This is a genomic window from Cupriavidus sp. GW823-FHT06D04 (genome assembly GCF_058795055.1).
On the sequence record NZ_JBXAHL010000008.1, the window covers coordinates 151,308 to 177,899 of the forward strand.

Consider the following 26,592-nt stretch of genomic DNA (forward strand, 5'->3'; position numbering starts at 1 on the left):
GTGCAGCCGATGACGGCCAGACGCCCGCCTCCCGCCGCTCCTGCCAACGCCGATGCCGATGCCGACCCGTGGCAACGCCTGCGCCAGTTCACGCGCGCGCGCGTAGCGCTGGGCCGTACCGGCCACAGCCAGACCACCGATGCGGTGCTGGCCTTCGGGCTGGCCCATGCGCAGGCGCGCGATGCGGTGCACCTGCCGCTGGACGTGGGCGCGGTCACCGCGGCGCTGGATGCGGCGGGGGTACAGAACCTCGCCGTGCACAGCGCGGCGCCGGACCGCGCGCACTACCTGCGGCGCCCCGACCTGGGCCGGCGCCTGGACGATGCCAGCCGCGCGCGGCTGGCCGCGGCACGGCCGGGCGACGCGCCCGATGTGGTGTTCGTGGTTGCCGACGGCCTGTCCGCGCTGGCCACGCAGACGCACGCGCTGCCGTTGCTCGATGCCACCCGCGCGTGCTTGCCGCAGACATGGCGCATCGGCCCGGTGGTGGTGGCCGAGCAGTCGCGCGTGGCGCTGGGCGACGAGATCGGCGAGCTGCTTGGCGCGCGCCAGGTGGTGATGCTGATCGGCGAACGGCCCGGCCTGAGCTCGCCCGACAGCCTTGGCATCTACCTGACCCATGCGCCGCGCACGGGCCGCACCGATGCCGAGCGCAACTGCATCTCCAACGTGCGCCCCGAAGGCCTGCCGTATGCGCAGGCCGCCGACCGGCTCGCCTTCCTGCTGCGCGGCGCGGCGGCATTGGGCCGCTCGGGCGTGGACCTGAAGGACGACAGCGTGCCGGCGTTGCCTGAAGGCTGAAGCGTCTGCATCCCCCACCCGCCAGCATGCAAAACGGCCACCGCGCGGGTTCGCAACCCGCGTGGTGGCCGTTCAGTGGCCAATAAAAAGCGCCGCTTACATCATGCGGCGCGAAAACTGCCCGTGCCCAGCGTCCGACATCAGCCGCGAGAACTGTTCGCCGCTCATGTGCACCAGTTCCTGGTGGTCGCCGCCTTCGAAATACACGTCGGGCTGCGCCATCAGGCTGTCGTCCACATAGGTCTGCATGCCGTAGGCCATCGCCACCGGCGGGATCGCGCCGAGGTCGCAATCCTTGAAGATCTCGCGGATCTCGTCCTCATGCGCCAGTACCAGGTTGCGCCCGGTCTGTTCGCAGATGGCGGCCATGTGCAGATGGTGGCTTGAAGGAATCACGGCGGCGACATAGCCGCGGTCATCCTCCAGCAACAGCGTCTTGGCCAGCCGGTCCCCGGGAACATGCGCGGCCTCGGCAGTGGCCATGCTGCTGAGGGTGTAGGGGTGGCGGATGATGTCGTACTGGGTGTTCTTGCTGCTCAGGCAGCTTGCAAGCGTGCTAGCCAGGGCCATGGTAGCTCCTCAGGTGCGGATGCGCCGACGGTTATCCTTGTGCTCCTACTATAGTCCGTGGCGCCGCTGCCGAAGGCGACGCGCCCAGGGTCTGTTCCCCCATGGGAACAGACCCTAGCGGTGCAGGCGCGGCCACACTGCCTGCAGCTCGGTCTTCAGGAAGTTCAGCAGATAGCGCGTGGCCAGCGTCTGGTAGCGGTTGGGCATGGTCAGCATATAGAGCTTGCTGCCGAACACGCTGATGCGGTAGTCACAGAGCAGCGGCACCAGCGCGCCGCTGTCCAGTTCGGCGCCGATCGCATAGATCGGGAGAATGCCGATCCCCAGGCCTGCCAGCACCGACTCCTTCAGGAAAGCAAAGTTTTCCGAGGTCAGCGTCGGTTCGAGCACCACCTGCTCGCGGGTTTCGTTCGCGTCATGGCCTTCATCGGCATCCAGCCGCGTGCCCGATGCCTTGAGTTTCTGGCCCACCGGCGACGCGCACACCATCGCATGTCCTTGCAGCCCGGTGAGTGTTTTCGGCGCAGGATGCGCGGCGAGATACCCCGGCGACGCGCACACGATCCAGTCGACTTCGCCAATCTCCGTGGCGACCACCGAATCGGGCGGGGTGGAGATAATGCGCAGCGCCACGTCCACGTCCTCGGACACCAGGTTGTGCACGCGGTTGTCGAACATGACGTCAAGCGTGATGTCGGGATAGCGCTGCTTGAACAGCACCAGCAGCGGCGACAGTAGCGTATGCCCCAGCCCTGTGGGCACCGAGAGCCGCACATGGCCCTGCAGGCTCTTGCCCATATTGCTGATCAGCGCATTGGCGGCCGCTACTTCGCCCAGGATGTTGCGGCCGTGCTCGTACAGGCCGGCGCCGACCGGGGTCGGCTCGACATGGCGCGTGGTCCGGCGCAGCAGCTGCACGCCCAGCTCTTCTTCGAGCGCCTTGAGCCGGTAGCTCACATTGGCGCGCGTCATCTTGAGCTTGCGCGCGGCCGCGCTCAGGTTGCCCGCATCGACGATGTCGACGAACAGGCGAAGGGCGTTCAGGTCCATGGGGTGATCAATGAAAGACGGGGGCAATTGCGGCCCCCGTATATTGCCATGCTCGTGGCGGCGTCCCGCGGCATTGCACCGCGGGGTGCGCATCAATGCTCGTGATGCAGGTATTTGGCCTGGCGCGGCAGGCGCAGGCTGACGAAGAAGGCAATCACCATCATCGCCGTCACATACCAGTAGAACGCGGTCTCGTGGCCGAGCGTCTTCATGCCCAGCGCCACGTATTCGGCGGAGCCGCCGAAGATCGCGTTGGCGATGGCATAGGCCAGGCCCACGCCCAGCGCGCGCACCTCGGGCGGGAACATCTCGGCCTTCACGATGCCGCTGATCGAGGTGTAGAAGCTGACGATGGCCAGCGCCACGGCGATCAGCACAAAGGCAAGCTCGGGGCTGCTGACCGTGCCCAGCGCGGTCAGGATCGGCACCGTGCAGAGCGCACCCAGCGCGCCGAACAGCAGCATGTTGGTGCGCCGGCCGATGCGGTCGGACAGCGCGCCGAACACCGGCTGCATGCACATATACAGGAACAGGCATCCCGTCATCACATAGCTGGCGGTCTTGATCGACATGCCGGCGGTGTTGACCAGGTACTTCTGCATATACGTGGTGAAGGTGTAGAAGATCAGCGAGCCGCCCGCGGTATAGCCGAGCACCGTGAAGAAGGCGGCCTTGTGGTTGCGGAACAGCGCGGCCACGCTGCCGGCTTCCTTGCTGCCGCGGGTGGCTGCCGACGAGGTCTCGTGCAGCGTGCGGCGCAGGAACAGCGCCACCACCGCGGTGACCGCGCCGACCACGAACGGGATGCGCCAGCCCCAGGCCTTCAGTTCGGCCTCGTCCAGCAGTTGCTGCAGGATCACCACCACCAGCACCGCCAGCAACTGGCCGCCGATCAGCGTCACATACTGGAACGACGAGAAGAAGCCGCGCCGGCCGCGCAGCGCCACCTCGCTCATATAGGTGGCGGTGGTGCCGTATTCGCCGCCGACCGACAGGCCCTGGATCAGGCGCGCGAGCAGCAGCAGCGCCGGCGCCCAGTTGCCGATGCTGGCATAGGTGGGCAGGCAGGCGATCAGCAGCGAGCCGGCGCACATCATGATCACCGAGATCAGCATCGAGTTCTTGCGGCCGTGGCGGTCGGCGATGGTGCCGAACAGCCAGCCGCCGATGGGCCGCATCAGGAAGCCGGCGGCAAACACGCCGGCGGTGTTCAGCAGTTGCGCGGTGGGATCGGACTTGGGGAAGAATGACGGCGCAAAGTAGATCGCGCAGAAGGCGTAGACGTAGAAGTCGAACCATTCGACCAGGTTGCCCGACGAGGCGGCGACGATGGCGTAGATGCGCTTGCGCACCTCTTCGCGGCTCGGGGCGGCCGTCTGGGCTAGGGTAGCGGGGAGATCGGTCATGTTGTTGTCTTGCAGTCAGGGCGGCGCAGGGCAGCCGCGGGTCAGGTCGCGCTGCGCAGTGCTGGCGGCAGATGCCGGAAACATGGCGGCCGCAGGCCACCGGAACGGTGGGCGGCAAGGGGGAACACGGGGAAGGCCGGGCGGGAGCCCGTCGGTCTGGGGCGTGAACTGGCGCGCACTGCGGCGCATTTGCCATCGAAGCGTAGCCCGATCCGCCGGACCTGCACACCCCTTGGGTGTGCTGCGGTGCAGCATAGGCCTGCCGGTCGACGCAGCCATCAGGGTTTGCGGGCGATTGTCCACGTGGCTGGACACTGAATCCGGCTGCGGCCCGTCTGGCGCCCGGCCGCAACAGGGTGTTGCGTGCGCTGCGGCTTGCACTGTGCGCGGGTCTGGGCAATGATGCGAGCCGGACCCTCAACTGGCCTACTGCGCCCCCCGTTTGCCATGCACCGCTCGTTGCGTCGATGGCTGTGCCTGCCGTTGCTCTTTGCCGCCGCCAGCGCCCCTGCCCAGGACCTGGTCGAATGCAAGCGGATCGAGCACGACCAACTGATCACAGCCTCGCAGGAAACGCTGCTGTTCCTGCGCTGCCGCGCGCGCCGGGTCGCGTATGAAGCGCCGCGCCTGAAGGGCGTTTCGCAGCGCGTAAAGGACGACCTGGTCTTCGCCTGCCTGGACCAGGCCGACGCCGTGGAGCACCAGCTGCGCGTGCGCCACGGCTACTCGCGCGAGGCGCTGGCGCGCCTGCGCTGCGAACTGTGAGGGCCGACGCCGGGGGGCTGAATTCCGGCCGGCGCGGACGGTCTGCTCAGGCAAAGCCGCCATTGACGCGCACCACCTGAGCATTGACCCACGCCCCATCCGGCCCGGCCAGGAACGACACCGCCGCGGCAATGTCCTCGGGCGTGCCCAGCCGCTCCAGTGGCGCCACTTTGGACAGCTGCGCCACCTGCGCTTCCGATTTGCCATCGAGGAACAGTTCGGTCGCGACCGGCCCCGGCGCTACCGCATTGACGGTGATGCCGCGCCCGCGCAGTTCGCTGGCCAGGACCCGCACCAGCCCTTCCACGCCTGCCTTGGCGGCGATATAGGGACCATATCCGGGGAAGGAGCGCGCGATCACGCTGGTCGACAGCGCAATGATGCGTCCGCCTTCGCCCAGCCGCGCGGCGGCTTCGCCCAGCACCAGGAAAGCGCCGCGCAGGTTGGTGGCGATGGTCTGGTCGAAGGCGTCCAGGCTGGCCGGCGCAACCGGCGCCATCTGCATGATGCCGGCGCTGTTGACGACCACGTCGAGCCGGCCGAACGCCTGCTGCGCGGCATCGAACAGCCGTGCCACGTCTGACGCCTGCGCCACATCGCCCTGGATAGCGATGGCATTCACGCCGCTCTCGCGCGCCGCCGCCACCGTCGCTTCGGCCCGGGCGGCGTTGCCGGCGTAGCCAATGGCTACGTCGAAGCCGTCGGCGGCCAGCCGCAACGCGATGGCGCGGCCGATGCCGCGGGAGGCGCCGGTGACGAGCGCGGCGCGGCGGGAGATGGCTGGGGTGGAGGTCATGGCAGTTTCCTTGGGAGCGAATGGAAGATGACCTCATGATGGATGTTGGCTGTCTTTGGATAAATTCGCGAAAAGTAGTTTGATTAGCCAGAATTTCTTAACAATATCGGGCGTGCCGCATGCGCCGCACCGCATTGCACATCCCGGAAATCCCGCGCTGGCGTTGCAGGCTCCGCCTGCGCCGCTCCCAGGCATGCGTTAAGATTCTTCCTTTCCAGCCGTCTTTGGCGCTGCATCCTGCCGCTGTATCCCGCGTTTCGCCATGAGCAACCTGAACCAGCAATCCATCCTCTCCGTCCATCACTGGACCGACACCCTTTTCAGCTTCACCTGCACGCGCGACCCTGGTTTTCGCTTTGAAAATGGCCAGTTCGCCATGGTCGGGCTGGAAGTGAACGGCCGCCCGCTGCTGCGCGCCTACAGCATCGCCAGCGCCAACTATGAGGAAACGCTGGAATTCTTCAGCATCAAGGTGCCCGATGGCCCGCTGACCTCGCGCCTGCAGCACCTGCGCGAGGGCGACCAGATCTTCGTCGGCAAGAAGCCGACCGGCACGCTGCTGGTGGACAACCTGCTGCCCGGCAAGACGCTGTGGCTGCTGGCCACCGGCACCGGCCTGGCGCCGTTCCTGTCGATCATCCGCGATCCGGAGGTCTACGAGCGCTACGACAAGGTCGTGCTGACCCACACCTGCCGCTTCGTTGAAGAGCTGGCCTATCGCGAGCTGATCCAGGAACACCTGCCGCAGCACGAGCACCTGGGCGATCTGGTGCGCGAAAAGCTGGTGTACTTCCCGACCGTGACGCGCGAAGAGTTCGACAACCGCGGCCGCATCACCGACCTGATCGCCTCGGGCGAGCTGTTCGAGCGACTGGGCGTGGAGCCGTTCTCGCTGGAGAACGACCGCATCATGCTGTGCGGCAGCCCGGACATGCTCAAGGACGTCCGCGGCATCCTGGAAGCGCGCGGATTCGCCGAAGGCAATATGAGCCATCCCGGCCATTTCGTGCTGGAAAAGGCCTTCGTCGGCTAAGGCCGGCCTGCCCCGGCGCGGCTCGTTCCGTGCCGGGGCGCACCCTTGCTGTACCCCCCGGCTATACCTCCCGCGTCATCCCCTTCAGGTCGATCCACTCGGCAAACTGCGCCTCGGTGACATGCCCCGACGCGATCGCCGCCTCGCGCAGCGACAGGTTGCGCTTGACCGCCAGCTTGGCGATCTCTGCGGCCTTGTCGTAGCCGATATGCGGATTGAGCGCCGTCACCGGCATCAGCGAACGCTCCAGCAGTTCGGCGATGCGCTCGCGGTCGGCCTCGACGCCTTCGACCATATGCTCGGCAAAGCTCGACGCGGCCCCCGCCAGCAGGCTCACCGACTGCAGCAGGCTGTAGATGATCACCGGCTTGTAGGCGTTCAGCTCCAGCGTGCCCAGCCCGTTGGCCAGCGTCACCGTGGTGTGGTTGCCGATCACGCGGCAGCACACCATCGCCAGCGCCTCGGCCTGGGTCGGGTTGACCTTGCCCGGCATGATCGATGAGCCCGGCTCGTTGGCCGGCAGCACCAGCTCGGCAAAGCCGGCACGCGGGCCTGAGCCCAGCAGCATGAAGTCGCGCGCGATCTTCAGGAACGACGAGGCCGTGGTGCTGAGCGCGCCGGACAGGTCGGCCAGCGCATCGTGCGAGGCCTGCAGCGCATAGCGGTTGGGCGCGGGCTCGAACGGCAGGCCGGTGTAGTCGGCCAGCGCCCGCGCGAAGGCCGCGGCGAAGCCGTGCGGGGCGTTCAGGCCGGTGCCCACCGCGGTGCCGCCCTGTGCCACCGGCATCGCGCGCAGCATGGCCTGCTGCAGGCGCGACTGCGCATCGGCCACTTGCGTCATGTAGCCCGAGAACTCCTGCCCCAGCGTCAGCGGCACAGCATCCTGCAGGTGGGTGCGGCCGACCTTGACGATATCGGCAAAGGCTTCCACCTTGCGCGCGAAGGTCTGCTGCAGCTGCTCCAGTGCCGGCAGCAGTTCCTGCTGGATCGCGCGCGTGGCGGCGATATGCATCGCGGTGGGGAAGCTGTCATTGGAAGACTGGCTGGCGTTGACGTGGTCGTTGGGGTGCACCGGCGTCTTGCTGCCGACCTTGCCGCCCAGCAACTGAATCGCGCGGTTCGCGATGACCTCGTTCAGGTTCATGTTGGTCTGCGTACCGGACCCGGTCTGCCAGACCGACAGCGGGAACTCATCGGGCCAGCGGCCTTCGATGACTTCGGTCGCGGCCTGTTCGATCGCGTGCGCCAGTTCGGGCTTGAGCACGCCAAGCTCGCCGTTGGCGCGCGCCGCGCAAAGTTTCAGGATGGCGAAGGCCTCGATCAGTGCCGGCGGCATCTTCTCGTTGCCGATGCGGAAGTTCTGGCGCGAGCGCTCGGTCTGCGCCCCCCACAGGTGATCGGCGGGCACGGGCACGTCGCCCAGGCTGTCTTTCTCGATGCGGGTGGCGGAGGTGGACGGGGCAGACATGGGCAGACTCCTATGCAAGGCAGCGGACGGTTGGGCCGGGTGGCCTGGTGCAGTCCATTAGAATACCGCTTCACCGCGGCCGGCGCCCAAGCGCCCGCCGCCTTGCCTTGCCCTTAGCGACATCCCTCGGCCGCATGCTCATCGCCCAGCTCAAGTCCTTCTTCATGGTGGCCCGCATCGGCAGCGTCACGCAGGCCGCCAAGCGCCTGGGCCTGTCGCAGCCCACCATCACCGCGCAGATCCGCGCGCTGGAAGAAGCCTACGGGGTCGAGCTGTTCCACCGCGGCGGGCGCCGCCTGGCGCTGTCAGACGCGGGGCTGGCATTGCTGCCGCGCGTCGAGGCGCTGGTGCAGCAGGAAACCGAGATCGATTTCTTCCTGCGCCATTCGGGCGACCTGCGCACCGGCAGCCTGCGCGTGGGTGCGACCGCGCCCTACTATGTGCTGGAGCTGATCCGCAGCTTCAGCGAGCGCTTTCCCGCCATCGATGTCAGCGTGGTGACCGGCAATTCGCAGGAAGTGCTGGAAGCGCTGCAGGAATACCGCGTCGATATCGCCACCTCGTCGCAGCGGGTGGACGATGCGCGCCTGTCGCGCGTGCTGCTGGGCGTGGATCCGCTGATGCTGGTGGTGCACCGCACCCATGCGCTGGCCGGGCACACCGAAGTGGCCGTCAGTGCGCTGGCAGGCTGCCGCCTGCTGATGCGCGAACTCGGGTCGACCACGCGCATCGCCACCGAAGACATGCTGGCGCAGGCGCGCGTGAGCCCCGCGGCGCAGATGGAGATCGGCAGCCGGGAGTCGATCCGCGAGGCGGTGATACGCAACCTGGGCGTATCGGTGATTGCCCGGCACGAGGTGCCGAGCCATCCGGACCTGCGCGTGCTGGGCTTCACCGATGCCTCGCCCTGCCTGCACGAGTATCTCTATTGCCTGCGCGAGCGGCGTGGCGCCAGGCTGATCGATGCCTTCGTCGCGCTGGCCGAACCGCCGCAGGGGCAGCAGGAATCGGGCTGGGACCGCTAAGCCGTCATCTTCAGGCACTGCTCCATGCAGGCTGCGCAGGCGCGGGCGCAATCCTGGCAGTGCTCGTTGTCATGGTGCTCGCATTCCTCCTTGCACCACTTGCAGACTTCGGCGCAGTCTTCACACACCAGCGGCGCGAACTCGCTGTTGCGCAGCATGTAGGACGCGGCCAGCTGGGCGATGCCGGCGCAATCCATGTCCAGCGCGATGCAGCGCGCCATCTTGCGCACGTCCTGTTCTTCCAGGCAGGCCGCGGCGCACTTGAGTGCGGCAGCGGCTGCGGCATTGCAGGCGGCAATGCAGTCGGCGTAGCGGGCGGCGTTTTCCTGCACGGTGGGTCGGATCATGGAACGTCCTCCTTCGGGGGTAGGTGGATGGGACCAGCATGCCCACGGTGCCGGAAGCGGCGCATCCGCACGCGCACGGGGCATCGTTATCCACAATAGCAGGCGCTGGCGGTTCCTGTCGGCCCGGTATTTGCTGCGTCGCGCTGGTTACAATGCCATCTGAGCGCAGCAGATCGGCGACGGCGCGCACGCAACGCGGCCGTCACCTGCGACAATGGCCGGGCACCACCAGCACGCATTGCGCATCTAACAGGCACGGTCCCGCCGCACTGGCGGGGCCGATGCAAACACACACCGGCAGCACGGGGAAGGAAGGCACATCATGGGCGAGGCAAAACGGCGGGGTACCCCCGAGGAGCGTGCGGCACAGGCACGCGCAAAGATTGAGGCCTTGCGCCCCGCCCAGCTGGTCTGCGGGCACTGCAAGACCGCGTTCGCGCAATTCGACGCGCTCGACGTGCCGGGCCTGCCCGGCATCGATGCCGTGTTCGGCGGCGAATGCCCCGGCTGCGGCAACGACGTGGTGGTGTTCAAGGGCGCGCCCGATGCGGTGGCCCAGGCCATGATCGCGTGGGAGAAGATGCTGGGCGCCGATGCGCAGCTGGGCTACCAGTCCAGCGACGGCCGCCACGTACCGTTCGAGCCCGAGGGGGCCGGCGGCGCGGCGTCGGACAAGCCCGGCGGCACCATCCACTGAGCCCTCGGCCGGGGCTGCCTACTGCGCGCTGAGCTCGCCCGCCAGTTCCGGCGGGCCGATCTCATAGCGCCCGCGGCCCGCGCCCTTGGCGCGGTATAGCAGCACGTCCGCCAGGCGCATCAGTTCGCGGTCCTGCGCCGGACCGCCGTTGTAGAGCGCCACGCCGATGCTGACGTCCACGTCGGCGGACACGCCCTCGAAGTCGAAGGGCTCGTCCGTTGCCTGCAGGATGGACTGCGCCACGCGGCGTGCCGCGGCGGGCCGGGTCATGTCTTCGAGCACCACCGCGAACTCGTCGCCACCCAGCCGGGCGACGGTGTCGCGCTCGCGCACGCAGCGGCGCACGCGCTGGGCAAAGGTCTGCAGCAGCTGGTCGCCGGCGGCGTGGCCGTGAATATCGTTGACGGCCTTGAAGCGGTCCATGTCCAGGTACAGCAGGGCCATCAGCGTGCCATGCTCGCGGCTGCGCACCATCGCCGCGTGCAGCTGGCCCTCGAAAGCGCTGCGGTTCATCAGCTGCGTCAGGTGGTCGGTGCGCGACATGCGCGCTAGGCGCTGCGTCTCCAGCTTGCGCTGCGTGATGTCCTGCACGTGGATATGCACGCCCACCACCTCGCTGCCGTCGGCGCTCCATTCCGGGCGCAGGCTGCTCTCCATGCAGTGGTATTCGGGGTCGCTGTCTTCGGTTTCGAAGGTCACCGCAGTGCCCGCCAGCGCGCGCTGCATGAATGGCTGCACGCGCGCGTAGCGGGCCTCGCCCAGGATCTCGCGCACGTGCCTGCCGCGCAGTTCCTCCGGCTTCAGGCCGAAGACACGCTCGTAGGCCTGGTTGTTGAACACATAGCGCTCATCGGTGTCGATAAAGGCCAGCAGCGACGGCAGCGTGTCGGTCACCGCGCGCAGGCGCCGTTCGCTGCGGTCCAGCGCCTGGCGGCGCTCGCGCACGTCGCGCATCAGCTTGATGAAGGCGCGCGTCACGTCGCCGATCTCGTCGCGCTGCTGCCGTGTCGGCAGCCGCTCGAACGCGGACAGGTCGTTGGCGCTGGCCTGCACCACCTTGTGCAGGCGCGCCAGCGGCGCCAGCTGGCGCCGCACAGCCAGCCAGATCAGCAGGGCCACCGCCGCCATGGCCACTCGGCCATGCTCAGGAAGCGCTGCTGCATCTGGTGCAGCGGTGCGTAGGCCTCGCGCGCGGGCAGCAGCGCCACCAGTTCCCAGCCGGTGCTCGACATCAGGTAGCGTGCGATCACCGGCCGCGCCGGCGTGAGGAATTCCAGCGGCGCGGGGCTGTCATCCTCGCCGCAGGTATCGGCCACGGCCTGCGCCGGCTGGCGCGCCTGCGCGGGATCGGGATGGCGGATGTAGACCGGCTCGGGGCCGGCCGACACCAGGCAGTAGTAGCCGGTGGTGCCGAGGCGGTTGTGCAGGATCTCGACCAGGAAGTTGGCGCTGGACAGGTCCAGCCAGCCGCCCACCAGGCCGACGAAGGCCTGGTTCGGCGCCAGCACCGGCACCGCCACCATCACCCCCATCTGGCCGTTGGTGCGCGAGCGGATGGGCGGCGACACCACGGGCGCGAGCGAGCGGGCGGCCTCGCGGAAATAGCTGCGGTCGCCAATGTCCGCCCCGCTGCCGCGGTTACTGACGATGTTGCCCTGCATGTCGGCGACCAGCAGCGCGTTGAACGCGGCCGGCACCGGGATCGCTGCGGACAGCGCATCCAGCGCCCGCTCGCGCACCGCGGCGGCTTGCGCGCCATGCGCCTGCGCCAGCAGGCCGCTGAGTTGCGCAGCCTGGTGCGAGAGCAGCACGATTCGGTCGCTCATGGCGGTGTCGAGCTGGCTGGCGGTCAGCTTGACGACGGAGTCCTGCTGGACTTGCAGCGCATCGTGCAGGTCGCGGTGGGCATCGTACAGGGCGGTCAGTACGATGCCGGTGCCGAACACCGCGGCCAGCACGGTGGTGATGATCGCAATGCGCGCTTTCAGCGTGGGTGTGTAGACGGGCATGTAGGGCGCAGTTGGGGCGTTAGTGTCCTGTTCCGCAGATACCTTGCCATGAAATCGCCCAGTTGCCCGCCATGCGTCGTTGCTCGTCGTTGCCATAGCTACTGCTATGGCGCCTCCTCGCGCCTAGCCTGACAGTCAACTGGACGATTACATTTTGGCAAGTTATCTACGGAACAGGACACTAGTGGCGCGGACTGTCGCGTACTTGGAGGGGGCATCTCCGGTGGAACCCTACCATACCCCGCCGTGGTGGGGCATGCGGTCTTTCCCCCGAACGGGTTCATCCCCGGCGGGGGTGTGCGGGCTGCCTGTGCCACGGTATAGTCCCCCGTTAATGCGAAGGCAAGTCCACGCAGACGGCATGCCCCTGCTGCATGCCGGAACCGATCGACCATGAGACTGACTTCGCTTTCCCCTGCCTTGTTGTCATTGCTGGTCGCGGCCAGCGGCGCGCTGTTGACGGCAGGGGCATGGCTGCAGGCGGAGCGGCTCGAGCGCCGCGAGGCGCAGCAGCATTTCGACGCACTGCTGGGACAGGCCGGCAGCGTGCTGCGCGAGCGCATGCTGGAGAACGAACGCCTGCTGCGCGGCGTGGCCGCCGTGCTGAGCGCCAACTCGGACACCTCGCGCGCGCAGTGGCGCGACTATCTCTATACCGCCCAGCTCGACGACCTGCCCGCCGGCACCCAGTCGATCGGCTACGCGCCGCTCACGCCGTTGCAGCGGGTGCCGCGGCTGGTGCAGGCCGCCCGTGCCGACGGCCTTGCCGACTACGACATTCATCCCGGCGGCACGCGCGACCTGTACGCACCCATCTTCTATATCGAACCGCTGGACGGGCGCAACACGCGCGCCGCCGGCTTTGACATGCTGTCCGAGCCGACGCGCCGGGCGACGCTGGAAGCCGCCCGCGACAGCGGCGAACCGCGGCTCACGCCCGGCCTGGCACTGGTCCGCGAAGCCGAGGCGGCGCAGCGCCAGCACGGCGCGCTGATATTCCTGCCGGTCTACGCCGGGGAGGCGGCGGTCAGCACGGTGGCGCAGCGGCGCCACGCGGTGCTCGGCTATGTCTACGTGTCGCTGCGCCTGGGCGACCTGATGCGCGCGGTCGGAGCCCCGGCCGCGGCGGAACTGGAACTGTCGCTGTATGAGGGCTCCCCGGCCGCTCCCGGGCCGATGCTGTCCGGCGGGCCGACCGAGGGCGAGCGCCGTGAGGACGGCAGTGCCGCGCTGCTGCAGGGCGAGCGCCAGCTCCAGTATGGCGGCGTCACCTGGACGCTGCGCGGCGCCACGCGCCCCGCCTTCGAAGCCGCACATGGCCCGCGGCAGGCGTACCTGGTGCTGGCCGCGGGCACGCTGGCCACGCTGCTGCTGGCGTGGCTCGCCCATGCACTGGCATGCCGGGGCCGCGCCGCGCGCCAGCGCGAAGCGCAGGCCGTCCATGCCTGGGAAGATGACAACGCCATGCTGCAGGCGTGCATGGCACAGTCGGCCGACGGCTTCCTGCTGGCCGATGCCCAGGGCGTGGTGGTGCGCGCGAGCGAGCGGGCGGGGCAACTGTTCGGCGCCGATCCGGCGGCACTGGCCGGGCGCAGCCTGGACACCCTGGTACCCGGCGCCACCGGCGTAGTCCCCAGCGGCGCTGCGGCCGGGGTCGAGGCCCACCGTGAACTGGCGGGCGTGCGCGCAGACGGCAGCCGCTTCGCGCTGCGCGCCGGCGCCGCGCGCCTGCCTGTGGCCGACGGCGGCACCGCGCACTGGCTGTGGGCGGTCACGGACCTGGAGCCGGAACGGCGCGCCCAGCAGGCCGCCGCGGTGCAGGCCGCGCGCTATGCCGGGCTGCTCGACCATGCCGCCTTCTGCGTGATCACCTTCGATGAGGACGGGCTGATCACCGGCATCAACGCGGCTGGCCAGCGCATGCTCTGGTACAACACCGCGGAGCTGGTCGGGCACATGCACATGACCGGCCTGCATATTGCCGACGAACTGGCCGACCATGCTCGCATGCTCAGTGGCGAACTGGGCGAGCCGGTGCCGCCGGGGCTGCCCGCCCTGGTGGCCAAGGCACGGCTTGGCCTGACCGACGAGCGCGAATGGACCTGGGTGCGCAAGGGCGGCTCGCGCATGCCGGTGCAACTGGCGGTGTTCGCCTTGCCGGCGCCCATCGAGGCTGCGGCCGCCGACGCCGCGCCAGCCGGTCCCGCCGATGGTGCCGAGCCCCGGTCCGCGCCGTCGCCTGGCTACCAGGCCATCGGCTACGATCTGACCGAGCGCCTGCGCGTCGACGAGTACATCCGCCACCTGGCGCTGCACGACCCGCTGACCGGCCTGCCCAACCGCGCCGAGCTGAGCGAGCGCGCGCAGGCGTTGCTGCTGCACGCGCGCAGCCACGGCGAGCGCGTGGCCCTGCTGCTGCTCGACCTGGACCATTTCAAGCACATCAACGACTCGCTCGGCCACCCGGTTGGCGACGACGTGCTGCGCACCATGGCCGACCGCCTCAAGGGCACGGTACGACAGGGCGACCTGGTGGCGCGCATGGGCGGCGATGAATTCGGCGTGGTGCTGGGCGGCCTGCGCCACGACAGCGAAGCCGAGCTGATTGCCGCCAAGATCCAGGTGCGCGTCAATGAAGAACTGCAGGCCGGCGGCCAGCGCCTGCGCGTGACGCCGTCAATCGGCATGGCGATCTTCCCGGACGATGGCGATAGCCTGACCGAGCTGCTCAAGGCTGCCGACTCGGCCGTCTACGCGGCCAAGCACGACGGCCGCGCGCAGTTGCGCCGCTTTGCCAGCGCCATGGCCGAGGCCTCGTTGGCGCGCTTCACCATCGAAGGGCTGCTGCGGCGCGCGCTCGCCCGCGATGAGTTCCGGCTGCGCTACCAGCCGATCGTCGATGCCGCGACGCTGGCCATCACCGGCGTCGAGGCGCTGATTACCTGGAACACCCCGGAACGCGGCGCCATGCAGCCGGCCGAGTTCATCCCCATCGCCGAGCAGAGCGGCCTGGTGGCGCCGCTGGGCGAATGGACCCTGGCCACCGCCTGCCGCGAAATCCAGGCGCTGCGCCAGGCGCTGGGCAGCGAGATCGAGGTCGCGGTCAATATCTCGCCGCTGCAGCTGCGCCAGGCCAACTTCCCCGATACCGTGGCGCACTGCCTGCAGCAGGCCGGCCTGCCGCCGCAGGGGCTGGTGATCGAGGTCACCGAAGGCATCCTGGTCGACGGCGGCGAGACCACCATCGAGACCTTCCGCCGGTTGCGCGAGCTGGGTGTGGGGCTGTCGATCGACGACTTCGGCACCGGCTACTCCGGGCTCAATTACCTGACCCGGCTGCCGATCAGCCGCCTCAAGATCGACAAGTCCTTTGTCGACGACGTGGCCACGCCCGGCCACGACCAGGCGGTGGCCGCGGCGATCATCGCACTGGGTCACCAGCTGCACCTCAAGGTGATTGCCGAAGGGGTGGAGACGGCGGCGCAGTTCGAGTTCCTGCGGGCGCAGGGGTGCGACGGGCTGCAGGGGTTCCTGTTCAGCCAGGCGGTACCGCACGAGGTGCTGCGGGAGATCCTGGAAAAGGGGATTCGGGCGCCGACCCCCACGTCTGCGGGCGCCACTGCGCTGCGCGAGTCATAATCGCCCAGGGGCACCATTCCTAACTTGCCGGCGGGCCCCCCGGTGCCGCTGCCCCATCTCAAATCCCCCGATACTTCCATCGAAATACTTTGCCGATCTGCCACACGGCTGGCATCTGCGCTGCCTATGATGGCGACCGATTCCATTGAGATTGCGGAGATTCGGTCATGCAGGCAGGCAAGTCCGGGGAGGGCCGGGCGTTCCTGGCGGTGGAGCAGGTCAGCAAGCGCTTTGGCAGCTTCATGGCGCTGGACGGCGTGTCGCTGTCGGTCGGGCAGGGCGAGCTGCTGTGCCTGCTGGGCCCGTCCGGCTGCGGCAAGACCACGCTGCTGCGCATCATCGCGGGACTTGAGCGCGAGGACGCAGGACGCATCCATGCCGGCGCGCGTGAACTGACCGGGTTGCCGCCGCAGGCACGCGACTACGGCATCCTGTTCCAGTCCTATGCGCTGTTTCCCAACCTGACCGTGGCGCAGAACGTGGCCTATGGCCTGCACGGGCGCGGCATGGGACGCACGCACCGCGACGCGCGCGTGGCCGAGATGCTCGGCCTGGTCGGCCTGGCCGGCAGCGAGCGCAAGTTTCCGGGCCAGCTCTCCGGTGGTCAGCAGCAGCGCGTGGCGATGGCCCGTGCGCTGGCGCCGGCGCCTTCGCTGCTGTTGCTGGATGAGCCGATGTCGGCGCTCGACGCGCGCGTGCGCGAACACCTGCGGCTGGAGCTGCGCCAGCTGCAGCGCCGCCTGAACATCACCACCGTGATGGTCACCCACGACCAGGAAGAGGCCATGACCATGGCCGACCGCATTGCCGTGATGGACGGCGGGCGCATCGTGCAGGCCGGCACCCCCGCCGAGATCTATGAGCAGCCGGCGTCGGCCTTTGTCGCCGGCTTTGTCGGGCAGGCCAACTGGCTGCCGGGGCGCAGCGCGCAGGCCGGGCGCTTCACCGTTGGCGAGGGCAGCCAGGCCGTCGATTTCCTGGTCGACACGCCGCAGCCTGCGGCATCCGCCGGCCGGCTGTGCTGCCGCCCGGAAGCGGTGCGGCTGGACCCGGATCCCGCCGAGTCCAACCGGCTGCTGGCGCGCGTGGTCGACCAGACCTACCTTGGCAACCGCTACCGGCTGGCGCTGGAAGCGGACCGACTGCCAGGGCTGACCCTGTTTGCCGACGTGGCGCGCGAGGCGCGGCACCGGCTGCCCGACGCCGGCGGCCACAAGTTCTGGATTGCGCTGCCCGCGCAGGCGTTGCGGGTGTTTGCATGATGCGCGCCGCAGCCACGGTCGAGTCGCACCCGGGCACGCAGGCCGCCTCCTCGCGCGGCACCGGCCTGGCCTCCCGGCTGGCGCACGGTGCCCCGGCCGCGATGAAGTGGATCTGGCTGGCCGGGCTGGCCGTCGGCTTGCTGCTGCCGTTGCTGGCGCTGTTCCGCCAGGCCTGGTTCGATGCGGCGGGCCAATGGGCGCTGGGCGCGCGCATGGCGGCGCTGGTGACCAGCCCCAACTTCCTGCCGATGCTCGGCCGCAGCGTGGCGGTGTCGCTGGCGGTGGTGGCGCTGGTGGTGCCGCTGGCATTTGGCTTTGCCTATGCGCTGCAGCGTTCCTGCATCGCACTGCGGCCGCTGTGGCGCGGCATTGCGCTGCTGCCGCTGTTTGCGCCGTCGCTGCTGCCGGCGATCGCGCTGGTCTACCTGTTCGGCAACCAGGGCATTTTTCGCGGCGCCTTCGGGCAGGGCGGCATCTATGGCTTCTGGGGCATCGTGCTGGGCGAGGCCTTCTACACCTTCCCGCATGCGCTGATGGTGCTGGTGGCGACGCTGTCGCTGGCCGATGCGCGCCTCTATGAAGCGGCGCGCGCGATGGGCGCCAGCCCGTGGCGCACCTTCTGCACGGTCACGCTACCGGGCGCGCGCCAGGGCCTGTTCGCCGCCGCCTGCCTGGTGCTGACGCTCGTGATCACGGACTTTGGCGTACCCAAGGTGGTGGGCGGCGGTTACCCGGTGCTGGCGCTGGAAGCATACAAGTCCGTGGTCGGGCAGCAGCAGTTTGACCGTGGCGCGCTCATCGGCATGCTGCTGCTGGCGCCCGCGCTGCTGACCTTTGCGGTGGACATGGCAATGCAGCAGCGCCAGCGCACGCAGATGGGCAGCCGCGCGCAGGTGTATGTGCCGGCGCCCGAGCGCGGCCGCGACGGCGCGTGCCTGCTGCTGGTGGCGCTGGTCAGTGCCGCGCTGCTGGCAGTGATCGCCACCGCGGTGGGCGCGTCGCTGGTCAAGCTGTGGCCGTACAACCTGGGCCTGACGCTGGCGCATTACGACTTCGACAACATGGACGGCGGCGGCTGGCTGGCCTACCGCAACAGCCTGAAGCTGTCGGCGCTGACCGCGCTGGCGGGCACGGCGGCGATCTTCCTGGGCGCCTGGCTGACGCTGCGCACGCGCGGCCCGGCCTGGCTGCACGGGGTGCTGCGCGCGAGTTTCCTGTTGCCGATGGCGGTGCCGGGGCTGGTGCTGGGCCTGGGCTATGTGTTCTTCTTCAACGCGCCCGGCAATCCGCTGCACGCGCTGTACGGCACCATGGCGCTGCTGGTGCTGTGCAACGTGGCGCACTGCTACACCACCGGCCACCTGACCGCGGCCGCGGCGCTGCGCCAGCTCGATAACGAGTTCGAGGCCGCGGCGCTGTCGCTCGGGGTGGCGCCGCTGGTGACATGCTGGCGCGTGACCGTGCCGGTGTGCCTGCCGGCACTGCTTGATATCTTCCGCTACCTCTTCGTGTCGTCGATGACCACGGTCTCGGCGGTGATCTTCCTGTACAGCCCCGACACCGTGCTGGCCGCGATCTCGGTGCTGAACATGGACGATGCCGGCGACACCGCGCCCGCTGCCGCGATGTCGACGCTGATCCTGCTGACCTCGGTGCTGGCGGCCTTGCTGCTGCACGCGGTCTCGGCCGGCTGGCTGCGCCGCGCGCAACGCTGGCGCGCCGGCTGACCCTTGCCCGATTCGCCGTACCCCTGCATTCCGGAACACTCACCGAACCCAAGGAGAAACCATGTCCCGCATCACCAACCTTGTCACGGCGCTTGCCGCCGCGGCCGCCCTGCCGATGCTGGCGGGCAACGCCAGCGCCGCCACCGTGCTGACGGTCTATACCGCGCTCGAAGCCGACCAGATCGCCGCCTACAAGGCCGCGTTCGAGAAGGTGCATCCCGATATCGAAATCAAGTGGGTGCGCGACTCCACCGGCATCGTCACCGCCAAGCTGCTCGCGGAAAAAGCCGCGCCGCGCGCCGACGCGGTGTGGGGCCTGGCCGGCTCCAGCCTGGCCATCCTGGACAAGGAAGGCATGCTCGACCCGTATGCGCCGAAGAACCTGGCCGCAATCGATGCCAAGTACCGCAGCCCGGCCAACCCGCCGGCATGGGTCGGCATGGACGTGTGGGGCGCGGCGATCTGCTTCAACACCGTGGAGGCGCAGAAGCAGGGCCTGCCCAAGCCGACCTCGTGGGCCGACCTGACCAAGCCGATCTACGCGGGCAAGGTGGTGATGCCGCACCCGGCCTCGTCGGGCACGGGCTTCCTCGATGTCAGCGCCTGGCTGCAGATGATGGGCGAGCAGAAGGGCTGGCAGTACATGGATGGCCTGCACAAGAACATCGGCCTGTACACGCACTCGGGCTCCAAGCCGTGCAAGATGGCCGCGCAGGGCGAGTTCCCGATCGGCATTGCGTTCGAGTACCGTGCCATGAAGTCGAAGAAGGAAGGCGCGCCGATCGATATCGTGCTGCCGAGCGAAGGCCTGGGCTGGGACATCGAGGCCACCGCCATCGTCAAGGGCAGCAAGAACCTGGACGCCGCGCGCAAGCTGGCTGACTTCTCGGCCTCGCGCGAAGCGATGGCGCTGTATGAGAAAAACTTTGCCGTGCTGGCCGTGCCCGGCATTGCCAAGCCCGACGCGCTGCTGCCCGCCGACTACGAGAAGCGCCTGATCAAGAACGACTTCCGCTGGGCGAGCGACAACCGCGACCGCATCCTGGCTGAATGGAGCAAGCGCTACGAAGGGAAGGCGGAGAAGAAGTAAGGCACAAGGCGCGCCTAGCGGCGAGGGGATGGCCCGCAGAAACGGGTACGCCCCCCGCGCCGCGGCGGCCGCCCTGGCCGGATCAGGCCAGGCGCGGCACTTCGTCGGTGGCCGGCTGGCCGGCGTGCAGGCGGCGGTAGAGATCGTCGATGCGCTTGCGGCTGGCCTGCAGTTCTTCGCGGCCGCGCTCGGTCAGCAGGTAGACCCGGCCGATGCCGTCGCGCAGCACGCTTTCCAGATAGCCTTCCATTTGCAGGGCGCGCAGCAACGGGCGCACTGAGCCGATATCGACCTGGAAGCCGTATTCCAGCAACATGTCGGCAAGCATGGCCACCGTAGCCGGGACTTCGAGCGCAAATTGCAGGACGTAGACGCGGGCCAGCAGGCCCAGGAACTGTCGTTTCATGTGGACTGGCAACGCGGCAGACGCCGCGCCGGTTGACGCAGGCGCCGTCCGGAACCCGGGGTTTGCAGGCGTTGTGACGCCGGCGGCGCGGCAGCCTGCCATTCTGTTGGACTGGCAGTGCGCGATGCGCCGGGCAAGGCGCATTTTACCCGTTCGGGCAAAAAAGAAGCCGCCAGGAGCCCTGGCGGCTTGTCGGGAATGCGTCGGAGGGGTCAATTAACTCTGGCGCAGACCAGAGTTTAATTTAATCGAAGGCGGCTTGTCACGCGTCGGTAACAGCGCCCCCTCCAGCGTGGGGTGATGATGAAAGGCTTTGATAAGAAAAGTGACGAGTTCGCGCGACATTGTGCCGAGAACGGCGCTCAAACATGTCGTAGATTCGTCAACATCACTTAAATTCCTAGGCAGAAAGCGGGTCGCCATCGTGGCAACGGCGGGCACAGGTCCGAATCCGGCTTGCGGTATGCGCTGCACAGGCGTCCAATCGCGGCAACCCTCAACCTGCGTCGGCTTGCACGGCGCCTCCTGGTTCCCCCGATGAAACCCGCCGATCTCGCCCGCTTGCTTGCCCTGGCCGCCATCTGGGGCGCCAGTTTCCTGTTTATCCGCATCGGCGCGCCGGTGCTGGGACCGATGCCGACCGCCTTCGCCCGGGTGCTGATCGGCGCGCTCACGCTGGCGGCATGCCTGCCGCTGCTGAAGCTGCGCTGGGATATGCAGGGCAAATGGCCGGCGGTGCTGGCGCTGGGCGTGGTCAATTCCGGTATCCCGTTTGTCATGTACGCCGTCGCCGCGCTGTGGCTGCCGGCCGGCTATTCGGCCGTGTTCAATGCCATGACCCCGCTGATGGGCGTGCTGATCGGCGCGCTGGCGTTTTCCGAACGGCTCACGCGCGCCAAGGCCGCGGGCGTGCTGCTGGGCGTGGCGGGCGTCGCGGTGCTGACCCGCACCGGACCGGTGGCGTTCTCGGCGGACGTGCTGCTGGGCGCGCTGGCCTGCCTGCTGGCCACCGCCTGCTACGGCCTGTCCGGCTTTCTCGCGCGGCGCTGGATCACGCAGCGCGGCGGGCTGGACAGCCGGCTGGTCGCCGCCGGCAGCATGGTCGGTGCCACCGTGTTCCTGCTGCCCTTCTGCCTCGCCGCGCTGTGGCGCCACAATACGCTGCCCGCTGCCGGCACCGGCGTGTGGGCGGCCATGCTGGGGCTGGGCGTGTTGTGCACGGCGCTGGCCTACATCCTGTATTACCGCCTGATTGCCGACCTGGGCCCGGTGCGCTCGCTGAGCGTCACCTTCCTGATCCCGCCGTTCGGCATCATCTGGGGCGCGCTGTTCCTGGGCGAGGCACTATCGTGGGCGCACGCGGCGGGTGGCGCGCTGATCGGGGTGGCGGTGTGGCTGGTGTTGCGGCCGGTGGCGGGGGTGGAGACGCCCGTGCAGGCGCGGCCGGTGGCAGGACGTTGAGGTCGTAACGCTCCGAAACTTGGGCCCGGTAACGGTGCCCGTGGCGTATAGTCATCCTCGTCGGGATATAGTCGGGCCCATGAAGATCCAGACAATCTTCGGCGCGGATGGCCAACCTGCATTCGTCGTGATCCCTTACGCCGACTATCTCTCGCAACATGCGCGCGCAAGCGAGCTGATTCCATATCCGGTCGTGCGCCGCGTGCTGGCCGATGACGTGCCGCCACTGCGCGCCTGGCGCGAGCATCTTGGCCTGACCCAGGCAGACGTCGCAGTGCGCCTCGGCATTTCACTGCCCGCCTATGCGCAGCAGGAGAGCAGCACCCGCCTGCGCAAGACCTCGCGTGAGCGCATTGCCGCCGCACTCGGCATCACTGCCGCGCAACTCGATATCTGAGCCAGGACGCCAGGCCGCGGGTTCAGGCCTGTGCCGTCGTGCCCGCCGCCACGTTGTACTGCTCGCGCACCATCACCACCACGCGGCGTGCCTGGCGCAGGTGACGCACGGCGTCGGCTTCGCTGCGTTCGGGGAAGTCGACTTCGGCGCTCCAGTTGCAGCCGGTGTGGTCGGGCCGGTGCACGCAGACCGCGCGCAGCTGGCAGTCGTGGCAGCCGGGCTCCTGCCGCAGGCACAGGTTGATCAGGCGTATGAGTTCGGACAGGGGCTTCTTCAGGCGCTCCATGGATGGCTCCGTCAGGTGCGCGGCGCGCTTACGCCCGGGCGGGCAGCCCCGGCGTGGGTTCGGCCTCGGTGGCGCCGGCCCGGCATTGCGGGCAGACACCGTACAGCACCAGCATGTGCTCGCGCAAAACAAAGGCGTTGTCGGCGGCTACCTGGCGCTGGCGCTGCTCGATGCTTTCGTCGCGGAATTCCTCCACGCGGCCGCAGGCAACGCAGATCAGGTGGTCATGATGGCCGCCTTCGTTGAGTTCGAACACGGCGTGGTCGGACTCGAAGCTGTGCCGCAGCAGGATGTCGGCCTGCACCAGCTGGTTGAGCACGCGATACACCGTGGACAGTCCCGCGTCCTCGTCCTGCGTCAGCAGGATGCGGTAGACGTCTTCGGCGCTCAGGTGGCGCCGGGCGCTGGTGCGGAACACTTCAAGGATCCGCATGCGCGGCGACGTGGCCTTCAGGCCGGCGCGCTTGAGATGGATCGGCTTTCGGCTCTCGAATGACATGGCGGAAGGCATTGGCATGCGGCTGGCGCCCCGCGGGCAGGGCGGCGCCCGGCCCGGCGCCGCGCACGGGCGGCGTCGATGGCTTGGCGGGATTTCAGGCTGAAGCGCCAGGGACGGACCAGCGCTGGCGCTCCCGTCCCTGGCGGCGCGCCGTGCCTGCACGACGCGCGGAATAAAAAGGTGGCCTGGCTTGTCACCGGAAGACGCGATCGGGAAAGCGGGGTCTGGTTGCTTTCCCGATCTTCCGAAGACTGGCTACTGCCAAACGCTCCGCGTGACGGAGCGGTCCCCACAAAAGTCGGTGTCGAATGCCGCCGCAGCGGCATCCGGAAATCCTGTTCCTGCCAGCTTCGGTTGCTGCCGCGTGCCGCGGCGCGCCGGACCTGGCCGGTCTGCCTGTCGGGCGGTGCGCCGTGCGTCAGGCAGTGATCGAATGGTAAATGGGAATCGATCTCATTACAAGAGAAATTTTACCGGGCAACCTCTTTTTTGAGGGTGGTCTGGTGGCTGCAGGGGGCGATCCGGCGGCGGTAGCTGGCTTCGACCTGATGACGCTGGCGCTCGCGGCAGCAAGCCGGCGCGCTCGCGCTGGCCTGGTCGCTCCATGTTGCTGTCGACGGCGGGCCACTGGGAACGGTGTCGTGGCTTGGCACGCTGACCGCCAGCGCGTTTGCCGTGGCGCTGGGCCGTTCCTATGCGCCACGCGCGGTGCAGCGCCTGCTGCCCGGCGTGGCGGGTATCGGCCTGGCCGCGCTGGTTGCTCGCTGGTTGCTCGCAACCTGGGTGTAGCCCCTGCGTAGCCTTACAGCGGCGGGGACACCCAGTACGGATCGCGGCCGTAGTACTCGTGCAGCGACTTGCCCCACTGGGGATCGGCCATGCTCGGCCAGCTGTCCTTGTTGAAGCCCGGTGCGGATTTGAGCCGGTCTGCCGTCACGGCAATCCGGAAGCATTTCTCGTCGGTGTCCATGACCAGTGCATTCCATGGGATGGCGTGCAGTGTGTCGCCGATGCCGAGAAAGCCGCCGGTGGTCAGCACCGCGTAGGCGATGCGGCCGTGCGGTACATCCAGCATGATCTCGGAAATCTTGCCGACGTGTTCGCCGTCGGATGAATAGGCCTTGGTGCCGTCAAGGCTCGATGCCGCCATCACTTCAGGGCCCGGGCCTTCGCCCACGCCTGAACCGATGATGGCCGCGCCTTCACGGGTGGGAGGTTGGTTCGGCATGCTGTGCTCCTTGTCGCAAGACGTTGGAATGCATGGCATGCGCAATGACCATGCCTGCGCCGTTTGTGGCGCCGTGCGCATGGAGCTGAAGTCGCCAGCTGCCGCCGTGGTAATTCTTTCGTGTGGCATGGAAAAAAGGCGCGTCAGCGTGGCGCTGCGCGCCTTCCTGCAGCGGTTCCCGGCGGAGCCTAGAAGCGATGCCGCATGCCAAGCATGACGCCCACGCGCGTGGCGCTGTCCACGCCCGCGGCGGGCGGCGCGCCCTGCTGGAACATCAGCCCGCCCCCCAGCGTGGTGCCGCGCGCCAGGCTGCCAGGCTGCTCGCCGGCGGTCTTCATGTAGACCACGCTGTTGTTAATCCGGTAGTCCTGGAAGAAGAAGTCACCACCGATATACAGCGGCTCGGACCAGGCGCTGGTTTACCTGCATTGCGCAAACGCCCCCGGAAAGTGCGTCATCGACCGCAGCGAGGTGGCGCGATCAGTTGCCCGCAGCCGTGGCCGGCGCATCGCGCGACAGGCCCAGGATCCAGTTGCGGAAGGCCGCCAGCGCTTCGGATTCGGGCCGGCCCTCCGGATAGGCAAAGTAGTAGCCCTGCTGCTCGTCCAGCATGCCCGCCAGCGGGATCACCAGCTGGCCGGTCTGCAGCTCGCGCTCGATCAGCAGGCGCGGCGCCAGGCCGATGCCGAGCCCGGCCGCGGCGGCGGCCGTCATCATCGTGAACAGTTCATAGCGCGGCCCGCGCGAGGCGGCCAGGTCATAGGCCCAGCCCTGTGCCGCGTACCAGTCGCGCCAGGCGTTGGCGCGCGTGCTCAGGTGCAGGTGTCGGCAGCGCGCCAGGCTGGCGGCGCCGGTCACGGGGTGCCCGGCCAGGAAGGCGGGACTGCACACCGGCACCATGCCCCCTTCGCGGAAGATCACGCCGCCGCGCGTGCCGGGCCAGAACTGGTCGCCGAAGTAGATCGCCGCGTCATAGGCGCATTCCTGGAACGAAAACGGCTGCGAGCGCGCCGACAGGTTGACCGTCACATTGGGATGGCGCCGCGCAAAGTCCGGCAGGCGCGGGATCAGCCATTGGGTGGCAAAGGTGGGCACCACCGCCAGCTCCAGCGTGTAGCCCATGGCCCGGCCGGTGGTGATTTCCAGCGTGTCGCGCTGCAGGTGGTCCAGGTGCCGGCGGATGCGCGCGGCGTATTCGCGCCCGGTATTGGTCAGCTCCAGGCGCCGGCGCACGCGCGTGAACAGCGCCACGCCCAGGCGCTGCTCCAGCTGCGCCACCTGCCGCCCCACCGCGCTGTGCGTCAGCGCCAGCTCTGCCGCGGCGCGGGTAAAGCTGCCTAGCCGTGCCGAAGCCTCGAAGGCCTGCAGCGCGCCCAGGTTGGGGATGTCGTTTCTCATGGGACTGCGAGGGAAGGAAGGCTGACAGTATAAACAGCGGCGCCAGGCCGCACCGCTACCGCGGTCGTGCGCCGCACGCACAACGTTGTGCGCAATGCGCGCTTGTGCGCGCCATGGGGGCGCCCCTATCCTGCCTCGCGGATCGTCGCCAGCCCGGCTGCCATCCAGTGCTCACCTGTTTGCGCCCATGACCTCCAAACTCTCCACGCTCCTTACCGCCAACGTCGGCGCCGCCCGCGCCGCGCAACTGCTCGCGCTGGTCACCTTGCCCGCGGATCTGCCGCAGGCCCCGCAGGGCCGTGCCAGCCGCGCGGAAATCGCCCAGGCCCTGAACATGGTGCTGTTCGGCGGCATCCTCGAGCGCGTGCCGAGCGGCCGCGCCTACACCGACGATGTCGCCGCTGCCGGCGGCAAGGTCACCTTCGACCATGGCGCGCTGCGCACGGTCAAGTGGCGCGACAACGGCGCGCTGCCCGAAGGCGAGGCCGCCTTCACCCGCATCCTGCGCCCGCTCGGCTACGTGCTCAACGGCACCTATCCGCTGGACTGCATCGGCATGACCGGCCGCTCATACGCGCATGCCGACGCGCCCGAGGACATCGCCCAGTTCTTCCTCAGCGAATTCCATCCGGAACGCTTCAGCGAAGCCTTCCGCGCCGCCGTCAGCCGCGTCACCGGCACCTCCGCAGACCCGCTCACGCCGCGCGCGCAGACCCTGCTGTGGCAGCTGGAGCGCGACGGCGCGCTGGACCTGGCCGACGGCGCCGAGCTGGTCGGCCTGCTGGTGCCATGCTTCGAGCGCCAGCACGCCACGCCGAGCCTGGCCGACTATGAAACCCTGCTGAGTGAATCGGCGGAGATGGCCTGGGTCGCCACCGAAGGCAACGCCTTCAACCATGCCACCGACCGCGTCGACGACGTGTTCGCGCTGGCCGAGCAGCAGAAGCAGCTGGGCCGGCCGATGAAGGACAAGGTGGAAGTCTCGCGCAGCGGGCGCGTCAAACAGACCGCGTTCCGCGCGGATACGGTGCGCCGCAACTTCGTCGGCGCGCAGGGCGAGACGGTGGAGCGGGACGTGCCGGGGTCGTTCTACGAGTTCATCACGCGAGACCGCTTTGCCGAAGAAGCGGCCGCGCCGCAGCGTTATGACCTGGGGTTTGATGCGGGCAATGCGCAGGGGATCTTCAAGATGACGGCGGCGGCCTGCTGAGGTGATGAGGGGGGAGGGCGCG

Annotated in this window: 23 protein-coding genes and 3 pseudogenes; 13 read left to right on the forward strand and 13 right to left on the reverse strand. The window is 68.6% G+C overall.

What is annotated here, in order from left to right:
* The first annotated feature begins 9 nt into the window (after window positions 1-9).
* Complete coding sequence (gene eutC / locus AC1Q7H_RS13510) at window positions 10-801, forward strand: ethanolamine ammonia-lyase subunit EutC (protein ID WP_492381387.1); 792 nt, start codon at window positions 10-12, stop codon at window positions 799-801.
* A 96-nt stretch (window positions 802-897) separates the two neighbouring features.
* Here the strand turns inward: eutC and AC1Q7H_RS13515 are convergent, their stop codons facing one another.
* The 3 genes from AC1Q7H_RS13515 to AC1Q7H_RS13525 form a co-directional block, all read right to left on the reverse strand.
* Window positions 898-1,371: an aminoacyl-tRNA deacylase gene (locus AC1Q7H_RS13515; protein WP_013951805.1), complete on the reverse strand. Its 474-nt coding sequence runs from the start codon at window positions 1,369-1,371 to the stop codon at window positions 898-900.
* Window positions 1,372-1,485: 114 nt separating this feature from the next.
* The gene (locus AC1Q7H_RS13520; RefSeq protein ID WP_013951807.1) at window positions 1,486-2,421 is read right to left on the reverse strand and encodes a LysR family transcriptional regulator; all 936 of its coding nucleotides are present in this window, start codon (window positions 2,419-2,421) and stop codon (window positions 1,486-1,488) included.
* A gap of 92 nt (window positions 2,422-2,513) precedes the next feature.
* The gene (locus AC1Q7H_RS13525) at window positions 2,514-3,827 is read right to left on the reverse strand and encodes an MFS family transporter (RefSeq protein WP_492381388.1); all 1,314 of its coding nucleotides are present in this window, start codon (window positions 3,825-3,827) and stop codon (window positions 2,514-2,516) included.
* A 447-nt stretch (window positions 3,828-4,274) separates the two neighbouring features.
* Between AC1Q7H_RS13525 and AC1Q7H_RS13530 the strand changes: the two genes are divergently transcribed.
* Entirely contained in the window at window positions 4,275-4,592 is a 318-nt protein-coding gene (locus AC1Q7H_RS13530; RefSeq protein ID WP_228772747.1) for a hypothetical protein, read from the forward strand.
* 46 nt (window positions 4,593-4,638) lie between these two features.
* On the opposite strand, the gene AC1Q7H_RS13535 is transcribed toward AC1Q7H_RS13530, so the two are convergent.
* A complete protein-coding gene (locus AC1Q7H_RS13535; RefSeq protein WP_013951810.1) occupies window positions 4,639-5,388 on the reverse strand; it encodes an SDR family oxidoreductase in 750 nt (249 codons plus the stop codon).
* 262 nt (window positions 5,389-5,650) lie between these two features.
* On the opposite strand from AC1Q7H_RS13535, the gene AC1Q7H_RS13540 reads away from it, so the two are divergent.
* Window positions 5,651-6,421: a ferredoxin--NADP reductase gene (locus AC1Q7H_RS13540; protein ID WP_013951811.1), complete on the forward strand. Its 771-nt coding sequence runs from the start codon at window positions 5,651-5,653 to the stop codon at window positions 6,419-6,421.
* Between the two features lie 61 nt (window positions 6,422-6,482).
* Here the strand turns inward: AC1Q7H_RS13540 and fumC are convergent, their stop codons facing one another.
* On the reverse strand, window positions 6,483-7,889 hold the full coding sequence (gene fumC, locus AC1Q7H_RS13545) for a class II fumarate hydratase (protein ID WP_013951812.1): 1,407 nt from the start codon (window positions 7,887-7,889) through the stop codon (window positions 6,483-6,485).
* Between the two features lie 134 nt (window positions 7,890-8,023).
* On the opposite strand from fumC, the gene AC1Q7H_RS13550 reads away from it, so the two are divergent.
* Complete coding sequence (locus AC1Q7H_RS13550) at window positions 8,024-8,914, forward strand: LysR family transcriptional regulator (RefSeq protein WP_041228504.1); 891 nt, start codon at window positions 8,024-8,026, stop codon at window positions 8,912-8,914.
* Here the strand turns inward: AC1Q7H_RS13550 and AC1Q7H_RS13555 are convergent.
* A complete protein-coding gene (locus AC1Q7H_RS13555) occupies window positions 8,911-9,261 on the reverse strand; it encodes a four-helix bundle copper-binding protein (protein WP_013951814.1) in 351 nt (116 codons plus the stop codon). The two genes, AC1Q7H_RS13550 and AC1Q7H_RS13555, sit on opposite strands and share 4 nt — an antisense overlap.
* Window positions 9,262-9,583: 322 nt before the next feature.
* Between AC1Q7H_RS13555 and AC1Q7H_RS13560 the strand changes: the two genes are divergently transcribed.
* A complete protein-coding gene (locus AC1Q7H_RS13560) occupies window positions 9,584-9,958 on the forward strand; it encodes a hypothetical protein (RefSeq protein WP_010814047.1) in 375 nt (124 codons plus the stop codon).
* An 18-nt stretch (window positions 9,959-9,976) separates the two neighbouring features.
* On the opposite strand, the pseudogene AC1Q7H_RS13565 reads toward AC1Q7H_RS13560, so the two are convergent.
* A pseudogene (locus tag AC1Q7H_RS13565) lies at window positions 9,977-11,967 on the reverse strand (sensor domain-containing diguanylate cyclase).
* Between the two features lie 393 nt (window positions 11,968-12,360).
* On the opposite strand from AC1Q7H_RS13565, the gene AC1Q7H_RS13570 reads away from it, so the two are divergent.
* The 4 genes from AC1Q7H_RS13570 (at window position 12,361) to AC1Q7H_RS13585 (ending at window position 19,685) form a co-directional block, all read left to right on the forward strand.
* Window positions 12,361-15,606: a bifunctional diguanylate cyclase/phosphodiesterase gene (locus tag AC1Q7H_RS13570; RefSeq protein WP_492378478.1), complete on the forward strand. Its 3,246-nt coding sequence runs from the start codon at window positions 12,361-12,363 to the stop codon at window positions 15,604-15,606.
* Between the two features lie 167 nt (window positions 15,607-15,773).
* Window positions 15,774-16,868: a putative 2-aminoethylphosphonate ABC transporter ATP-binding protein gene (locus AC1Q7H_RS13575; protein ID WP_013951817.1), complete on the forward strand. Its 1,095-nt coding sequence runs from the start codon at window positions 15,774-15,776 to the stop codon at window positions 16,866-16,868.
* Window positions 16,865-18,595 (forward strand): putative 2-aminoethylphosphonate ABC transporter permease subunit, encoded by a 1,731-nt coding sequence (locus tag AC1Q7H_RS13580; protein ID WP_013951818.1) that lies wholly within the window; start codon window positions 16,865-16,867, stop codon window positions 18,593-18,595. Before AC1Q7H_RS13575 ends, AC1Q7H_RS13580 begins: the two co-directional genes overlap by 4 nt.
* A gap of 61 nt (window positions 18,596-18,656) precedes the next feature.
* Window positions 18,657-19,685 (forward strand): putative 2-aminoethylphosphonate ABC transporter substrate-binding protein, encoded by a 1,029-nt coding sequence (locus AC1Q7H_RS13585; protein ID WP_013951819.1) that lies wholly within the window; start codon window positions 18,657-18,659, stop codon window positions 19,683-19,685.
* An 82-nt stretch (window positions 19,686-19,767) separates the two neighbouring features.
* On the opposite strand, the gene AC1Q7H_RS13590 is transcribed toward AC1Q7H_RS13585, so the two are convergent.
* Window positions 19,768-20,091, reverse strand: a complete 324-nt coding sequence (locus AC1Q7H_RS13590) for a PadR family transcriptional regulator (RefSeq protein WP_041228506.1) — start codon at window positions 20,089-20,091, stop codon at window positions 19,768-19,770.
* Between the two features lie 537 nt (window positions 20,092-20,628).
* Here AC1Q7H_RS13590 and AC1Q7H_RS13595 point away from each other — a divergent pair.
* Together AC1Q7H_RS13595 and AC1Q7H_RS13600 are read left to right on the forward strand one after the other, a co-directional pair.
* Window positions 20,629-21,552: a DMT family transporter gene (locus tag AC1Q7H_RS13595; protein WP_013951821.1), complete on the forward strand. Its 924-nt coding sequence runs from the start codon at window positions 20,629-20,631 to the stop codon at window positions 21,550-21,552.
* Between the two features lie 79 nt (window positions 21,553-21,631).
* Window positions 21,632-21,949, forward strand: coding sequence for a helix-turn-helix domain-containing protein (locus AC1Q7H_RS13600; protein WP_492381389.1), 318 nt, complete (start codon window positions 21,632-21,634; stop codon window positions 21,947-21,949).
* Between the two features lie 22 nt (window positions 21,950-21,971).
* On the opposite strand, the gene AC1Q7H_RS13605 is transcribed toward AC1Q7H_RS13600, so the two are convergent.
* Together AC1Q7H_RS13605 and fur are read right to left on the reverse strand one after the other, a co-directional pair.
* Window positions 21,972-22,235 carry a hypothetical protein gene (locus AC1Q7H_RS13605; RefSeq protein ID WP_492381390.1) on the reverse strand — a complete coding sequence of 88 codons (264 nt, stop codon included), beginning with the start codon at window positions 22,233-22,235 and terminating at the stop codon, window positions 21,972-21,974.
* 28 nt (window positions 22,236-22,263) lie between these two features.
* Window positions 22,264-22,752: a ferric iron uptake transcriptional regulator gene (gene fur / locus AC1Q7H_RS13610; RefSeq protein WP_013951823.1), complete on the reverse strand. Its 489-nt coding sequence runs from the start codon at window positions 22,750-22,752 to the stop codon at window positions 22,264-22,266.
* A 567-nt stretch (window positions 22,753-23,319) separates the two neighbouring features.
* Here fur and AC1Q7H_RS13615 point away from each other — a divergent pair.
* Window positions 23,320-23,523 (forward strand): annotated as a pseudogene (locus AC1Q7H_RS13615) (DUF3325 family protein); the annotation flags it as partial.
* A gap of 13 nt (window positions 23,524-23,536) precedes the next feature.
* Here AC1Q7H_RS13615 and AC1Q7H_RS13620 read toward each other — a convergent pair.
* The 3 genes and pseudogenes from AC1Q7H_RS13620 to AC1Q7H_RS13630 all read right to left on the reverse strand — a co-directional run bounded on the left by AC1Q7H_RS13620 (window position 23,537) and on the right by AC1Q7H_RS13630 (window position 25,360).
* Window positions 23,537-23,962 carry a PRC-barrel domain-containing protein gene (locus AC1Q7H_RS13620; protein ID WP_013951825.1) on the reverse strand — a complete coding sequence of 142 codons (426 nt, stop codon included), beginning with the start codon at window positions 23,960-23,962 and terminating at the stop codon, window positions 23,537-23,539.
* Between the two features lie 239 nt (window positions 23,963-24,201).
* Window positions 24,202-24,372 (reverse strand): annotated as a pseudogene (locus tag AC1Q7H_RS13625) (porin); the annotation flags it as partial.
* 70 nt (window positions 24,373-24,442) lie between these two features.
* A complete protein-coding gene (locus tag AC1Q7H_RS13630) occupies window positions 24,443-25,360 on the reverse strand; it encodes a LysR substrate-binding domain-containing protein (protein WP_153956633.1) in 918 nt (305 codons plus the stop codon).
* Between the two features lie 187 nt (window positions 25,361-25,547).
* Here AC1Q7H_RS13630 and AC1Q7H_RS13635 point away from each other — a divergent pair, with 187 nt between their 5' ends.
* Entirely contained in the window at window positions 25,548-26,570 is a 1,023-nt protein-coding gene (locus tag AC1Q7H_RS13635; RefSeq protein WP_492381391.1) for a DUF1338 domain-containing protein, read from the forward strand.
* Window positions 26,571-26,592: the final 22 nt, after the last annotated feature.

Excerpts from the sequence above, each read along its gene's own strand:
- AC1Q7H_RS13605 (WP_492381390.1), bottom strand. The coding sequence starts at position 22,235 with ATGGAGCGCCTGAAGAAGCCCCTGTCCGAACTCATACGCCTGATCAAC.
- eutC (WP_492381387.1), top strand. The coding sequence starts at position 10 with ATGACGGCCAGACGCCCGCCTCCCGCCGCTCCTGCCAACGCCGATGCC.
- AC1Q7H_RS13570 (WP_492378478.1), top strand. The coding sequence starts at position 12,361 with ATGAGACTGACTTCGCTTTCCCCTGCCTTGTTGTCATTGCTGGTCGCG.
- AC1Q7H_RS13585 (WP_013951819.1), top strand. The coding sequence starts at position 18,657 with ATGTCCCGCATCACCAACCTTGTCACGGCGCTTGCCGCCGCGGCCGCC.
- AC1Q7H_RS13595 (WP_013951821.1), top strand. The coding sequence starts at position 20,629 with ATGAAACCCGCCGATCTCGCCCGCTTGCTTGCCCTGGCCGCCATCTGG.
- AC1Q7H_RS13600 (WP_492381389.1), top strand. The coding sequence starts at position 21,632 with ATGAAGATCCAGACAATCTTCGGCGCGGATGGCCAACCTGCATTCGTC.
- AC1Q7H_RS13530 (WP_228772747.1), top strand. The coding sequence starts at position 4,275 with ATGCACCGCTCGTTGCGTCGATGGCTGTGCCTGCCGTTGCTCTTTGCC.
- AC1Q7H_RS13560 (WP_010814047.1), top strand. The coding sequence starts at position 9,584 with ATGGGCGAGGCAAAACGGCGGGGTACCCCCGAGGAGCGTGCGGCACAG.
- AC1Q7H_RS13550 (WP_041228504.1), top strand. The coding sequence starts at position 8,024 with ATGCTCATCGCCCAGCTCAAGTCCTTCTTCATGGTGGCCCGCATCGGC.
- fumC (WP_013951812.1), bottom strand. The coding sequence starts at position 7,889 with ATGTCTGCCCCGTCCACCTCCGCCACCCGCATCGAGAAAGACAGCCTG.
- AC1Q7H_RS13635 (WP_492381391.1), top strand. The coding sequence starts at position 25,548 with ATGACCTCCAAACTCTCCACGCTCCTTACCGCCAACGTCGGCGCCGCC.
- fur (WP_013951823.1), bottom strand. The coding sequence starts at position 22,752 with ATGCCAATGCCTTCCGCCATGTCATTCGAGAGCCGAAAGCCGATCCAT.
- AC1Q7H_RS13575 (WP_013951817.1), top strand. The coding sequence starts at position 15,774 with ATGCAGGCAGGCAAGTCCGGGGAGGGCCGGGCGTTCCTGGCGGTGGAG.
- AC1Q7H_RS13515 (WP_013951805.1), bottom strand. The coding sequence starts at position 1,371 with ATGGCCCTGGCTAGCACGCTTGCAAGCTGCCTGAGCAGCAAGAACACC.
- AC1Q7H_RS13620 (WP_013951825.1), bottom strand. The coding sequence starts at position 23,962 with ATGCCGAACCAACCTCCCACCCGTGAAGGCGCGGCCATCATCGGTTCA.
- AC1Q7H_RS13590 (WP_041228506.1), bottom strand. The coding sequence starts at position 20,091 with ATGAAACGACAGTTCCTGGGCCTGCTGGCCCGCGTCTACGTCCTGCAA.
- AC1Q7H_RS13525 (WP_492381388.1), bottom strand. The coding sequence starts at position 3,827 with ATGACCGATCTCCCCGCTACCCTAGCCCAGACGGCCGCCCCGAGCCGC.
- AC1Q7H_RS13630 (WP_153956633.1), bottom strand. The coding sequence starts at position 25,360 with ATGAGAAACGACATCCCCAACCTGGGCGCGCTGCAGGCCTTCGAGGCT.
- AC1Q7H_RS13520 (WP_013951807.1), bottom strand. The coding sequence starts at position 2,421 with ATGGACCTGAACGCCCTTCGCCTGTTCGTCGACATCGTCGATGCGGGC.
- AC1Q7H_RS13555 (WP_013951814.1), bottom strand. The coding sequence starts at position 9,261 with ATGATCCGACCCACCGTGCAGGAAAACGCCGCCCGCTACGCCGACTGC.
- AC1Q7H_RS13580 (WP_013951818.1), top strand. The coding sequence starts at position 16,865 with ATGATGCGCGCCGCAGCCACGGTCGAGTCGCACCCGGGCACGCAGGCC.
- AC1Q7H_RS13540 (WP_013951811.1), top strand. The coding sequence starts at position 5,651 with ATGAGCAACCTGAACCAGCAATCCATCCTCTCCGTCCATCACTGGACC.
- AC1Q7H_RS13535 (WP_013951810.1), bottom strand. The coding sequence starts at position 5,388 with ATGACCTCCACCCCAGCCATCTCCCGCCGCGCCGCGCTCGTCACCGGC.